This window comes from Roseibium sp. (assembly GCF_965229775.1).
In the GTDB taxonomy this organism is placed as follows: domain Bacteria; phylum Pseudomonadota; class Alphaproteobacteria; order Rhizobiales; family Stappiaceae; genus Roseibium.
On the sequence record NZ_OZ245929.1, the window covers coordinates 1,428,754 to 1,441,877 of the forward strand.

The 13,124-nt window shown below is 60.3% G+C and carries 14 protein-coding genes; 5 read left to right on the forward strand and 9 right to left on the reverse strand.

Features of this window, described 5'->3' with window-relative positions; genetic code table 11:
* Position 1: 1 nt before the first annotated feature.
* The 6 genes from ACO07N_RS06385 to ACO07N_RS06410 all read right to left on the reverse strand — a co-directional run bounded on the left by ACO07N_RS06385 (position 2) and on the right by ACO07N_RS06410 (position 5,673).
* Entirely contained in the window at positions 2-190 is a 189-nt protein-coding gene (locus ACO07N_RS06385; RefSeq protein WP_421980222.1) for a hypothetical protein, read from the reverse strand.
* The gene (locus tag ACO07N_RS06390; RefSeq protein ID WP_306142097.1) at positions 187-1,128 is read right to left on the reverse strand and encodes a carbohydrate ABC transporter permease; all 942 of its coding nucleotides are present in this window, start codon (positions 1,126-1,128) and stop codon (positions 187-189) included. The genes ACO07N_RS06385 and ACO07N_RS06390 overlap by 4 nt, the downstream gene beginning before the upstream one ends.
* Entirely contained in the window at positions 1,125-2,072 is a 948-nt protein-coding gene (locus ACO07N_RS06395; protein WP_306142098.1) for a carbohydrate ABC transporter permease, read from the reverse strand. The genes ACO07N_RS06390 and ACO07N_RS06395 overlap by 4 nt, the downstream gene beginning before the upstream one ends.
* A gap of 136 nt (positions 2,073-2,208) precedes the next feature.
* Complete coding sequence (locus tag ACO07N_RS06400; protein WP_421980223.1) at positions 2,209-3,528, reverse strand: ABC transporter substrate-binding protein; 1,320 nt, start codon at positions 3,526-3,528, stop codon at positions 2,209-2,211.
* A gap of 225 nt (positions 3,529-3,753) precedes the next feature.
* The gene (locus tag ACO07N_RS06405; protein ID WP_421980224.1) at positions 3,754-4,779 is read right to left on the reverse strand and encodes a LacI family DNA-binding transcriptional regulator; all 1,026 of its coding nucleotides are present in this window, start codon (positions 4,777-4,779) and stop codon (positions 3,754-3,756) included.
* 129 nt (positions 4,780-4,908) lie between these two features.
* Entirely contained in the window at positions 4,909-5,673 is a 765-nt protein-coding gene (locus ACO07N_RS06410) for an SDR family oxidoreductase (protein WP_421980225.1), read from the reverse strand.
* Positions 5,674-5,945: 272 nt separating this feature from the next.
* On the opposite strand from ACO07N_RS06410, the gene ACO07N_RS06415 reads away from it, so the two are divergent.
* Positions 5,946-7,556, forward strand: a complete 1,611-nt coding sequence (locus ACO07N_RS06415; protein ID WP_421980226.1) for a BCCT family transporter — start codon at positions 5,946-5,948, stop codon at positions 7,554-7,556.
* A gap of 93 nt (positions 7,557-7,649) precedes the next feature.
* Here the strand turns inward: ACO07N_RS06415 and ACO07N_RS06420 are convergent, their stop codons facing one another.
* The gene (locus ACO07N_RS06420; RefSeq protein WP_421980227.1) at positions 7,650-8,666 is read right to left on the reverse strand and encodes a 1-aminocyclopropane-1-carboxylate deaminase; all 1,017 of its coding nucleotides are present in this window, start codon (positions 8,664-8,666) and stop codon (positions 7,650-7,652) included.
* A gap of 140 nt (positions 8,667-8,806) precedes the next feature.
* On the opposite strand from ACO07N_RS06420, the gene ACO07N_RS06425 reads away from it, so the two are divergent.
* Positions 8,807-9,286, forward strand: a complete 480-nt coding sequence (locus ACO07N_RS06425; RefSeq protein ID WP_421980228.1) for an Lrp/AsnC family transcriptional regulator — start codon at positions 8,807-8,809, stop codon at positions 9,284-9,286.
* Between the two features lie 63 nt (positions 9,287-9,349).
* Here the strand turns inward: ACO07N_RS06425 and ACO07N_RS06430 are convergent, their stop codons facing one another.
* Positions 9,350-10,006, reverse strand: a complete 657-nt coding sequence (locus tag ACO07N_RS06430; protein WP_421980229.1) for a VPLPA-CTERM sorting domain-containing protein — start codon at positions 10,004-10,006, stop codon at positions 9,350-9,352.
* 271 nt (positions 10,007-10,277) lie between these two features.
* Here ACO07N_RS06430 and ACO07N_RS06435 point away from each other — a divergent pair, with 271 nt between their 5' ends.
* Complete coding sequence (locus tag ACO07N_RS06435; protein WP_421980230.1) at positions 10,278-11,120, forward strand: LytTR family DNA-binding domain-containing protein; 843 nt, start codon at positions 10,278-10,280, stop codon at positions 11,118-11,120.
* A 17-nt stretch (positions 11,121-11,137) separates the two neighbouring features.
* On the opposite strand, the gene phnF is transcribed toward ACO07N_RS06435, so the two are convergent.
* Positions 11,138-11,878, reverse strand: coding sequence for a phosphonate metabolism transcriptional regulator PhnF (gene phnF, locus ACO07N_RS06440; protein WP_421980231.1), 741 nt, complete (start codon positions 11,876-11,878; stop codon positions 11,138-11,140).
* 130 nt (positions 11,879-12,008) lie between these two features.
* Here phnF and phnG point away from each other — a divergent pair, with 130 nt between their 5' ends.
* Positions 12,009-12,482: a phosphonate C-P lyase system protein PhnG gene (phnG, locus tag ACO07N_RS06445; RefSeq protein ID WP_421980232.1), complete on the forward strand. Its 474-nt coding sequence runs from the start codon at positions 12,009-12,011 to the stop codon at positions 12,480-12,482.
* On the forward strand, positions 12,482-13,123 hold the full coding sequence (phnH, locus tag ACO07N_RS06450) for a phosphonate C-P lyase system protein PhnH (protein WP_421980233.1): 642 nt from the start codon (positions 12,482-12,484) through the stop codon (positions 13,121-13,123). The genes phnG and phnH overlap by 1 nt, the downstream gene beginning before the upstream one ends.
* Position 13,124 lies beyond the last annotated feature (1 nt).

The window sequence follows — 13,124 nt, forward strand, 5'->3', positions numbered from 1 at the left end:
TCTAGTCCGGAAAGTGACTGACGATGATGAACATCACCGTGCCGGTCAGTGTGACGATGAAGGAGTAGGTGTAAGCCCACAGCACGACCGGCTGCATCAGCATGACGACGCCGATGGCGATCAGGACCGAGGCGAGCATCTCCCAGGGACCACGCCGCAACCGCATAAGACCTTGTACGAACTGGCTCATTTGCGCACCGCTCCGAACGTGATGCCGCGAAGCAGGTGTTTGCGCAGCAGGATTGTGAACACCATGACCGGGACGAGGAACAGGGTCGCGCCGGCAGCCACCGCCGGCCAGTCCTGGCCGCCGACGCCGATGATGGTCGGGATGAAGGGCGGTGCCGTTTGTGCGGTGCCCGAGGTCAGAAGGACCGCGAACGCATATTCGTTCCAGGAAAAGATCAGGCAGAAGATGGCCGTCGACGCGATCCCGGTGGCCGCCTGAGGCAGCACCACCTTGTAGAAGGCCTGGAACCGCGTGTATCCGTCGATCAGCGCGGCTTCCTCATATTCGCGCGGGATTTCGTCCATGAACCCCTTGAGCAGCCAGACCGCGAGCGAGATGTTGACCGCCGTATAGAGCAGGATCATGCCCAGATGCGTGTCTGACAGGCCGAGCGTGCGGAACATCAGGAAGATGGGAATGGCGACCGCGATCGGCGGCATCATCCTGGTCGACAAGATGAAGAACAGAAGATCGTCCTTCAAAGGCACCTTGAAGCGCGAGAACGCGTAGGCCGCGAGCGTCCCCAGGAAAACGGACAGGAAGGTCGATCCGAAGCCGATGATCACCGAGTTCAGGAAGCGTTCGCCATAGCGGGACGGGCCGGCGATCACCATGTCGCGGTTGCGCACGATCTCCTCGTACCAGGTTGCCGGCGGCGGCAGCGCCTGCAGCGCTTCCGGAGACACGCGCGTCCGGGTCGTGAAGAGGTTCACGTACCCTTCCAGCGAGGGTTCGAAGAAGACCTTGGGCGGATAGGCGATGGCATCGACGGGCGACTTGAACCCGGTGGTCAGGATCCACACGAGCGGCAGCAGCGTGATGACCGCGTAGAAGACGACCAGGGTACCGGCCAGCCACTTTTGCAGCCGCGAAGGTTCGGTAATGGAATAGCTGCTCATCTTTCCTTCACCTTGTTCAGGGCTTTCACATAGATCGACGCGAGACCGAACACCGTCACGAACAGGATGATCGCGTAGGCGGACGCGTATCCGGTGCGCCACTTCTCGAAGGCTTCGCGCTTCAGGTTGATTGAGGTGAGTTCGGTCACCGATCCGGGCCCGCCGCCCGTCAGCTGCACGACGAGATCGAACATCTTGAAGTTCTCGATCCCTCTGAACAGGACCGCCAGCATCAGGAACGGCAGCACCATTGGCACCGTGATCGTCCAGAACTGCCGCCATTGGCTGGCCCGGTCGATCTCCGCCGCCTCGTAGATATAGTCAGGGATCGACCTGAGCCCGGCGAGACATATCAACATGACGAAGGGTGTCCACATCCACGTGTCGACGATGACGATGGACCAGGGGGCAAGCTTGACGTCGCCGATCATCTGGAAGGACGACGGGTCGATACCTGTCAGGAAGGAGATCCCATAATTGAAGAGACCGATCTGCGGCTGGTAGAGAAATGTCCAGAAGTTACCCACGACGGCCGGCGACAACATCATCGGCAGAACGATCAGCGTCGTCCAGAGATCGTTGCCCTTGAATTTCCGGTTGATGAGCCAGGCCAGCGTGAACCCGATGAGCACCTGCAGAAGAATGGTCCAGAACAGGAAATGCGCCGTCGCCTGCATCGTCAGCCAGATGTCTTCATCCGTCAGAATGCGTTCGTAGTTGCGAAGCCCGATATAGTCGACTTCCCGGTTCGGCCGGTTGGCGCGAAAGTTGGTGAAGCTCAGGTTGATCGTCCAGATCAGCGGGAAAATGTTCACCGCCAGGAGCAGGAAGATCGTCGGCAGGACGAAAAGCCAGGCTATTGCGCGATCGCTCAAGCCCCGAATTTTGGCCGCAACCGAGGGCGGCGTCGCTTTCGCTACGCGGTCGATAGGGGTGTCTGACATCTGTGGCCCGTTTGGAAAGGTGGTCCGGAAAAACCGGCGGGAGAACATCCCGCCCTGGCGGTGGATCAGCCGCCCGCCGGCGTTTCGGGGTCGGGCGGGCAAGCGCGCTGCTTGTCCGCCCGTATTTCGAAAGCCCTCAGAGCTTGCCTTCGTCCTCGAAGACTTCCGTCCAGTCCTCGATCAGCTTGTCCAGTGCCTCTTTTGCCGTTCCCTGATCGGCCACGACATAGTCATGAAGGCGCTTTTGCATCGCCAGCAACAGCTCTGCATAGGCAGGCTCCTGCCAGAAATCCATGACGCCGTCCATGGCGAGCAGGAAGTCCGCTGCGAACGGGGCGCTGTCGGCAAAATTCGGATCGTTCAGCACGCTGACGTGACACGAATAGCCGCCGAGATCCCACCACTTCTTCTGAACGGAGGGCTGGGCGAACCACTTGATGTATTCAAGGGCTGCATCCTGCTTGTCGGAATAGGCGACAACGGAAATGCCCTGCCCGCCGAGCGTGGACGCTTCCTTCAGCTGTCCCGGATTGACAAAGAAGCCGATCTTGTCACCGCCGGTATCCGGATCGGCGTAGAGACCCGGGAAGAAGGCGAACCAGTTCATGGCCATGGCCACTTGGCCGGACTTGAACGCATCAAGCGACTGTTCCATGTAGCTGTCGGTGTAGCCCGGCGGTGTCGATGTCTTGTAGAGCTCCTTGTAGAACTCCAGACCCGCGACGGCATCGGCCGAGTTCACCGCGCCTTCCATGTCGTATTTGCCCGGCGTCATTTCATATTTGAAGCCGAACGGATACATGGCGCTGGTCGCGCCCATGGTGATGCCTTCCGATCCGCGCTCGGTGAAGATCGCGGCGCCGTAGCGCTTCTGGCCGTCAATTTCGCGGCCCTGGAAGAACTTGGCGACTTCCAGCAGTTCCATCTGTGTTTTCGGCGGAGCCAGATCGCGTCCGTGCTCGGCCTTGAAGGCCTCCTGGATCTCCGGCATTGCGAACCAGTCCTTGCGGTAGAACCAGCCGTTCGCATCGCCCATCGCGGGCAGCGCGTAATAGTTCGGTGTCCCCTTCGGCCAGGTCGAATAGGCATAGACGGTCGCCGGAGCGAAGTCGTCCATGGAGATGCCTTCCTTGTCGAAGAAGTCGTTCAGTTTGACGTAGTGGCCGTTTTCGGCACCGCCGCCGATCCACTGGCTGTCACCGATCAGAAGATCGCAGAGCTTGCCGCCCGAGTTCAGCTCGTTGAGCATGCGGTCTGCAAAGTTCGGCCAGGGAACAAATTCAAACTTCATGGTGTGCCCGGACTGGGCCTCGAATTCCTTGGAAAGTTCAACAAGCGCATTGGCCGGATCCCATGCGGCCCAACACAGCGTCAGTTCGTCTGCCTGCGCCTGAGACACGCTGAGCCCGCTGGCCGCCACAAAAGCGGTCGCCGCGAGAAGTTTCGCAGTTTTCATCGCTGATTTCCTCCCGAAATGATCGCACCCCGGCACCTGCCGGACAGAGGCACTCCTCCAAGTGCCCGGCAAGCCTATTTGACATACGTATGTCAAGTCAACATCAAAACTGACATACGTCTTTCTTTTTTCGCAAGCGAAACGGACAATGCGCAAACGGCAGCACATAACTTGCTAAATTTATTGAACTTTCGGGGATCTATCCGCGTGCGGAAGAACGTCCGCTCAGTAGAGATTTTCCCGCATGACGATCTCGATGCGGATCTGCTCCTGGGCTTCGTAGATGCCCGCATCATCGCATTTTGCCCGCAAGACGCGCAATGCGCTGCGCGCGAGATGGCCGACATTCTGCGCGATCACGGCATCGACTTCGCCATCCACCAGCGCCTGGCGTGTCACTGGCGTCAGGTCATGCGCGACGACCACGAGATCGAGACCGGCGGCCGATTCCCGCAAAGCCTCCAGCATGATGGCGTTGCCCGACCCCATGGAGTAGACGGCTTTCAGATCGGCATGGGTTGCCGTAGCGCGGGCCAGCGTATCGCGAATGCGTTGCGGGTCGTCGTGAAACTCGATGGTCGGCAGGGCCTTGAGCTTCGGAAAGTCGCGCGAAAGCACTTCATCCAGGCCGTAGCGGCGCTCGATACTGTCACGCGCCACCATGGAGTTGCTCGTCACCAGGATGCATCCGGTTTCCCTGCGCAGGAACCTTCCAAGCAGCGCACCGGCCGTCTGGCCTGCGGAGAAATTGTCGATTCCGATAAAGTGGTCACACCTTGAGTTCGGCAAATCGGAAACAAAAGCAACGACATAGGCGCCCGCACTCTTGATATGCGCAATCGCGTCGCGCACCTGCGGCGTTTCCGGCACCATCAGCGCGACCCCGTCGAGCGTCCCCAGATCCAGGGATTTCAGGCGCTTGACCACCGCGTGCGGGTCCGCCGCGTTGACATAGACGATCTCGACATCGGCCCGGTCGGTCACCTGGGCCGCCGCCGCCTCGCGCACCGCATCCGCGACCGTGTCGACGAAATGGTTTGGACCTTCCGGCAGGACGAACATGAACTTGTAGCGCCGCTTCCTGGCCAGGTTCGCGGCATTCGTATCCCGCACATAGCCGAGCTTTCGAACCGCATCCTTGACACGTTCGGCGTTCTTCGGCCGCACGTCCGCCCGGCCGTTCAAGACCCGGTCGACGGTCGAAAGACTGACACCGGCTTCGCGCGCTATATCGTGGACTGTCGGCTTCACTTCGCTTCTCTCCCGAGGGACCGTCAATCTGGCGCGCCAAACTGACATACGTCAATCAAAATGTAGCGCCGGTACAGTCTTTTCCAAGAAAATGAATATGTCTCAGGAGGTTATGAATAAGTCTTGCCCCTAAGGAGCGAGGGTTTCCGTGTGGCCGTCAATGGCGAGGATCTGTCCGGAGATCTTCCGGCCCGCGTCGGAAGCCAGGAAGGAAATCATGTTGGTGACGTCCTCCGCCGTGACCCAGGTCTTCATCGAGACGCCGTCGACGTAAAGCGCCCGCACCTCTTCCTCGCTCAAACCTCTGGCGGCCGCCTCGCTGGCGACAACCCGGTCCATGCGCGGCCCCTCGACGGCGCCGGGGCATATGGCGTTGACGCGAATGCCGTGCGGACCGAGTTCCATCGCGAGCGTTTTCGTCAGGCCGACGATCGCCCATTTGGCGGCCGCGTAGGGAGACCGCATAGGATAGCCCATGATGCCCGCGGTCGAGGACGTCAAGGTAATCAGGCCCGATCCCTGCGCCTTCATCACCCGCGCCGCCCAGCGGCAGGTCAAAAACGCGCCATGCACGTTCGTCGCGACACAGCTTTGCCAATCCCCGTAATCAAGCGTTTCGATCGCACCCGCCGGGCCACCGGTGCCCGCATTCGCACAAACGACATCCGCACCGCCCCACCGGGTCTCTAGCTCGGCAAGGAAATCCACCATCTCGCTTTCCGAGGTCACGTCGGCGACTACTGCAAAAGCATTCGGGTGCTGCTCGGAAAAAGATAAGACGGCATCCGCGTCGGCATCGCAGATGGCGACCTGCGCGCCTTCGCTCAAAAAGCGTTCGGCGATCACACGTCCGATCCCGGCAGCCCCGGCAGACACGAGAACTCGCTTGGTCATGAAAAAACGCCTTTCTGGATGAGACGACCTCGATGCGGGCTGGAAAGTGCCCGTACCCCGGGCGTCGCGCAAGCAGTTTTCCTCCATGTAGGCCGACGCGGCATGTGACTGAAACGAGGCACACCCGAGGGAAGCTCATCTGTCGGGACCGGAATAACCGGTGACGCATGCAGCAAATTCACTGCGACATTTTTTCGCACAATCATTGGACTCCCGCCTCGCTGATATGCAACGCTTGCGGGATGGGGAACAGAACGTCACGAGGAGGGGACATGTCTGACACACCAGAAACCAAGAAGATGCTGGATCCGGATCCCCGGGTCTGGGACTTCGAAACGGAGTACGAACTCGGGCAGGACAACATCCGCCCCTTCGGTCTGGATCTGCACAACCCGGTGTTCTTGATTTCAAGCATCCTGATCGCCGCCTTCGTCCTGATCGCCCTTGCGAACCAGGAAGCCGCTGCTTCGTTCTTCGGCTGGTTGCGGCCGTGGCTCACCAGCACATTCGACTGGTTCCTGGTCCTGTCGGTCAATGCGATCACGCTCTTCTGTCTGGTGTTGATCGTCCTGCCGGTCGGATCCGTTCGGATCGGCGGCAAGGACGCGAAACCCGACTATTCCTATGCCGGCTGGATCGCGATGATGTTCGCGGCAGGGATCGGCATCGGCCTGCTGTTCTTCGGCGTACTTGAGCCGGTCTACTACAATTTCGCCGAGAGCGGCGGTGCGAGCCCGCTCGGGATCGACATAAACGAGCCGGGCAACGAATATATCGGCATTGTCGGCACGATCCACCATTGGGGTCTCGAAGGCTGGGCCGTCTATGCCGCGGTCGGACTGTCGCTGGCAATCTTCGCCTACAATCTCGGCCTGCCGCTCACCCTCCGGTCCGCGTTTTATCCCATCCTCGGTGAACGCGTCTGGGGCTGGTGGGGCCATGCCATCGATACGCTTGCCGTTTTCGCGACCCTGTTCGGCCTGACCACATCGCTCGGCCTCGGCGCACAACAGGTCGCCGCCGGTCTTTACGAGGTCTTCGGCGTGGAACCGACACCAACTGTGGTGGTTCTGCTGATCATCGGCATCACCGCCATTGCTCTCGGCTCGGTTCTGCTCGGCATGGACGCCGGCGTGAAGCGGCTGTCGGAAATCAACATGATCATGGCCGTCGGCCTGTTCCTGTTCGTGATCATTGCAACGGGTATCGGTGTCGCCGCGACGCGCTACTTCTCGGTGATGACCGACTACATCATGCTGTTACCGGCGCTATCGAACCCGTTCGGGCGAGAGGACACCAGTTTCTTCCACGGCTGGACGACCTTCTACTGGGCGTGGTGGATCGCGTGGTCGCCGTTTGTCGGCATGTTCATCGCCCGCATTTCCAGGGGCCGCACGGTGCGTGAATTCGTGATCTGTGCCCTCATCGCACCGACAGCCGTCTGCGCCTTGTGGATGTCCACATTCGGCGGCGCAGCCATCGACATGCTGAATGCCGGCGGCGCGGAAGGCATCCGGGCAACCGTCATCGACGCCTACAAGCCGGAAGGCGCCCTTTTCGGCTTCCTGAAGGAGCTGCCGCTCTACCAGATCGTCGCGCCGATCTCGCTTCTGCTGATCGTGATCTTCTTTGTGACATCGTCCGATTCCGGCTCGCTGGTGATCGACACGATCACGGCCGGCGGCAAGATGGATGCACCTGTCATCCAGCGCGTCTTCTGGTGCACACTCGAAGGTCTGGTCGCGATTGCGCTGCTGCTCGGCGGCGGTCTGTCCGCCCTGCAGGGAGCGGCGGTCTCCACCGGAATTCCGTTCACGCTCGTCGTGCTGGTCATGTGCTACTGCCTGTACCTGGCACTGAGAGCGGAACGGGCGAAACTCTGAGCCAATGATCCCGGGCGCCGGCAAACCAACCTGCCGCCCGGAGCATTACCCTTGATTGCAGTGTCCGGCCAGGATCGGCCGGACACTGCTTTTTCAGCCATCCTTGTAGTAGTAGCTGTAGCCGTTGAGCGCCGGTGCGCCGCCAAGATGGGCGTAAAGGACTTTCGCGCCGTCCTCGATTTTTCCCTTCCTGACAAGGTCGATCATGCCCTGCATCGATTTGCCCTCGTAAACCGGGTCCGTGATCATCGCCTCCGTCTTGGCCGCCAGCCGGATCGCGTCGTTGGTTTCCTCTGAAGGCACACCGTAGGCCGGGTAGGCATAGTCGGGATTGATGACGATCTCCTCGTCCGAGACCCGCCTGCCCAGTTCGACGATATCCGCCGTATGGTCGACGATCTGGCGCACCTGTGCGCGCGTCTGCTCAAGCGTGCCGGAGGCATCGATGCCGATCACCCTCTCGGCGCGGTCCTGCGCCGCGAAGCCCACGACCATGCCCGCTTGCGTGGAGCCCGTGACCACGCACACGATGATATAGTCGAAGCTGAACCCCAGGTCGGCCTCCTGTGCTTTGACCTCTTCGGCAAACCCGACATAACCGAGGCCGCCATATTTGTGCACGGAGGCCCCTGCGGGAATGCCGTAGGGCGTCCCACCGGCGTCCCGCACCGACGTCATGGCGTCTTCCCAGCTTTTGCGGATGCCGATGTCGAAGCCGTCCTCGACGAGCCTGGAATCGGCCCCCATGAGCCGCGTCAGGAGAATGTTGCCGACACGATCGTAGACCGCATCGTAATGGGGCACCCACTTCTCCTGGACGACAACGCATTTCATGCCGAGTTTCGCGGCCGTCGCGGCGACCATGCGCGTGTGGTTTGATTGCACACCGCCGATCGAGACCAGCGTGTCGGCCCCGGATGCGATCGCGTCCGGAACGATATATTCCAGCTTGCGCAGCTTGTTGCCGCCGAAGGCAAGCCCGGAATTGCAGTCTTCCCGTTTCGCATAGATCTGAACCTTGCCTCCGAGCGCGTCGGAAAGGCGCGGCAAATGCTCGATGGGCGTCGGCCCGAAGGTCAGGGGATAGCGTTCGAATTTTTCAAGATTCATGGCAGGCACCTTGCGATTTCAGATCTCCAGAGGCTGACAGAGATCGGTAGAAAGGTGCTCTCGAATTTCGTCAAAAAACTATTCGTTACCTGTTATAGAGAAACAGAAAGGCAAATTTCCCTTCATTAGCAGGGTTACAAATGAAAGATTCTTCCGGTGAAATTTTGATCGACAGGACCGACAGGAAAATTCTCAAGTTTTTGCAGAGCGAAGGGCGGCTCTCCAACGCCGAGCTTGCCGAACGGGTGAATGTCAGCGCTGCGACCTGCCACCGGCGCACGCAGAGACTGTTCGATGAAGGTGTGATCAGTTCGGTGCGCGCCATGGTCAACCCGGACCAGGTGGATCGCGCCGCGCTGGTGATTGTCGGCGTCGTGCTTGACCGGTCCACGCCGCAGAGTTTCGCCGAGTTCGAGGACGCAGTTCGCAAACTGAGTTTCGTTCTCGACTGCCATCTGGTCGCCGGCGACTTTGACTATTTCCTGAAGATCCGCGTCAAGGACATGGCGGATTTCAATAGGCTGCATGGTGAGAAGCTGATCGCCCTGCCCGGTGTCCGCCAGACGCGGACATTCTTCGTCATGAAGGAAGTCACGGACAACGCGCCGCTGTCGTTCTGAACAGGAATGCGCCCGTTCCTTGTGGGAAGAACGGGCGCCGGGTGCATCGGCCTGGGATCGGGATCAGGCCCTTTTGCGGCGGCGAAGGCCGGCAACGCCGCCAAGTGCACCCAACAGGAGCAGACCGCTGGCCGGAAGCGGAACTGCGGTCACCGGAGCGGCCGTGTAGTCGACCACCAGGCGCGCCGCATCCCAGGTGGTGTTTTCAAGAGAAGCAACGCGGAAGGACGCGAAACTGTCCGTTTCGAACCTGACACTCAGCAGATCGCCGAGAAGTGCGGCCGTGACCATGCTGACGTCGGTAAACGCGATGGTCGTGACATCCCCGCCCGATCCGCCTTTCGCAACGCTTGTGTCGGCAACCTGGTCCCCGGCAGCATCATAGTCCGCGATCGAGACCGTCCCGTCTCCGAGATAGGCGAACAGGTCGACGGCGGCCAGGGCGCCCGTATTCGACACGAACCGGGAATTGGTCCATTGAAACGAGACCGAATTGATCGTTGCAGTGTCGTCGATGGCGGCAAGATTGAATTCGAAGATACCGTTGGTGATGTTGCCGCCCGACTGAGCGACGGACACCGACGTGTCGACGGTATCGACCACGGCCCCGCCAAACGTCCTCACGGAGCCATCATCGATCGTGCCGAGCGTCATCGTGGCGGCGGACGCCACCGTTGGAATCGAAAGCGCCAGCAACGCGGCTAAAATCTGTGTTTTCATATTGATCCTCACATTGAGTTGAAAATCGGATTTGAAGGAAATCACCTGGACTGACCTGAAAAACTGTACGGGCGCTGCAGCAGCCCCCTTTTCGCGTGCTGGCCGCGGCGTTCATTTTTCGACCGGACGGTTGATTTTTGAAGCACCGCGCATAATCATTTCCCCATTGCAGTATGCGCCGGTGACTAATGCAGAAAGCCCGCACAAGTGAAATGCCACCTGCGCGAAACCGTTGAAAAACAGTGATTTAATTCGTAAAGTCTAATTCGCGATGCGTGAAATTGATGTTGTTTTTGATCCCGAGAGAAAGCTCTTTCTCTATTTCGGCATAACGTTTCTGGCAATTGGCGTCGGTCCGTTCGGAACCTACGAAACGATGAGCCTTTGGCAGCGCACCGTGTTCTGGAGCCTGGACATTCTCGGATGCGCGCTGATCGTCGTTCCGATCGTGCATGTCAGTTACCACAGCCGGTTTCTGAAGTTCCTGTCCTCCCAGCCGCGCTTTCTCTTCGGGGTGGTCCTGGCTGCCTTGCCGGCAGCTGGCTACATATCGGTTCTTTATGGAACGGTCGGGAACAAGCTGGAGATCACGACCCCCTTTCCGCTCCTTTACGTCCAGGTGACGGTTTTCTCGGCGCTGCTTCTACTGACCGAATTCGTGCTCTGGCCGAAACTGTTCGGAAACCGAGGCGGCAAGGACGCACCAACGCAACAGCTGTCTGCATCGTTGGCACCGGATACAGCGTTGTCCGGCGAGATCCACCGGTCTCCGGGTGACACGATCCCGCTCATGTCGAGGCTGCCAGAGGAGGTACGGGGCGGAGCGATCGTCTCGATCTCCATGCAGGATCACTATGCAGAGGTCACCCTGACGAGCGGCAGGGCCCTGATCCTGATGCGTCTTGGCGATGCCATCGATCTGCTGGAAGGCTGTCCGGGCGCGCGTGTGCACCGGTCGCACTGGGTCGCATTGGACTTTTTCGAGACAATTGAAAAACGGGACCGGGGATACCGGGTTCGGCTCAAGGACGGCAGGGAGCTTCCTCTCAGCGCGACCTATCTCGAAGCTGCCCGGCAGCAGCTTGCTCAGTTTTCACGAGCCGAGACTGTCTGAACCGCGCGCAGCGTTCCTCAAACCTCGCCGTTTACCACGAGCTGGATCCTATCGGCAGCGGCGCGGGCGCGGGTATACTGGATTGGCTTGCCGGACGTGTCGAGATTGATGCTTTCAACGACCAGCACCGGTTGTCCGAGGGATATGCCGAGCTGTTGCGCATCCCTGGCTTCCACCAGTTCAGAAGTGATCCGGCTTTCCTTGCGCCGGTAGTCTTCGATCCCCGCCTGCCTGAGCGCCTCGGTGATCGATCCGCTCTCGGCATAATCGGCCACGAAATTCGGCACGGTCGCCTGCACGAACCAGCTTGTGCCCACGATCATCGGAACGCCGTCTGCAACGCGCAGCGTTTCCAGCCGGATCAGCATCGTGCCGAGCGGCACGTCGAGCTGGTTGGCAAGAAGCGCATCGGCCTCCTCCAGCGCGGAGCCGATCAGCCGGCCGCTCGGCGAACGGTCCTGGCCGGAAACGATCTCTGAAAACCGCGTTCTCGGACCGATCGGGTAGCTGAGCGGCGCCGAAGCGACGAATGTTCCCCTGCCCTGGTCCGCGCGCAGGATGCCTTCCGACGTCAGCGCGGCGATCGCCCGGCGGACCGTGTGGCGGTTGACGCCGAAGCGCGTGGCCAGACTGGATTCGGGCGGCAGCTTGCTGCCTTCCTCGAAAGCCCCGCTGATGATTTCAGCCTTCAGCGTCTCCATGATCTGGCGCCAGACGGCGATCCCGGCACTGCGGTCGAGTGAGGTTGTTTTCGTCATGTGCACGTCATCAAATTTCGGTACCAAAGAGTCAACTGGATTATTTGTATAGACAAATAGACAAATAATCGGTAGACAGAAGCTGTTTTCGACAGTTCCTCCCGTGACCGCCAACCTGAAGGCGCGCATCATGACCGAAGCCACACCTTTGAACCCGGACGAGAGCGGACACGCCGCCCGCCGGAAAATCATCGCAACGCTTGCCGCTGCATCACCGGAAGCCGTCGCCGAACGGTACCGGACCATCGACGCCCCCGACTATGAACTGGTCCGCCAGCCGGAAACCGGCCTGGTCATGGTGCGCGGCCGCATGGGCGGCACCGGCAGCCCCTTCAACCTGGGTGAAGTCACGGTGACACGTTGCGTCGTCAGGCTGGAAACCGGGGAGACCGGCAGCGCCTACAGCCTCGGACGCAACAAGGAAAAGGCCCTTCAGTCCGCCGTCATCGACGCCCTGTGGCAACGCACCGAGGCAAAGGAGCACATCGAGACCAGCGTCATCGCGCCGCTTGCCGCAGCGCAGGCCGATAACCGCGAAACCGTCCGGGAAGAAACCGAGGCGACGAAGGTCAATTTCTTCACCATGGTGCGGGGAGACAACTGATGGAATCGGCAACCGCAACATCCGGCCCGAATGACAGGCAAGCGCCGCTTGCAGCCGGCTTTACGGATCCGGTGCATGACGCGCAAGCCTGCTTTCGCGCGATCATGAACGCGATGGCACGTCCGGGAACACGCCAGACGCTGAAAACCGGCACGCTCGCGCCGCCTGAGCCGCTGACGCCCACCGCTGCGGCAATCGCCCTGACGCTGTTCGACTACGACACGCCGGTCTGGCTCGACCGGGCACTGATGTCGTCCGAACCCGTCAAGGCGTTCCTGCGGTTTCACACCGGCGCACCGATTGTCGGCGAACCCGTTGATGCCGCATTTGCGCTTGTCGGCGACCCGAAACAGCTGATCCCGCTTGCAAGCTTCAACCAGGGCTCGGCGGAGTATCCCGATGAATCGACCACGGTCATCTTGAGCGGACAGGAATTCGATACCTCGCAGAAGGTGACGCTGAGCGGTCCGGGCATCCGGGACACCACCGCGCTTGCCGTGAACCCGATCCCGCCGGTGTTCTGGGACCAGGTGATCAGCAACAACAGACAGTTTCCCAGAGGAATCGACCTGATTTTCGCCGGCAAGACGGACATCGCCGCGCTGCCACGCTCCACCAGTGTCGTGCTTACGGAGGTTTGAC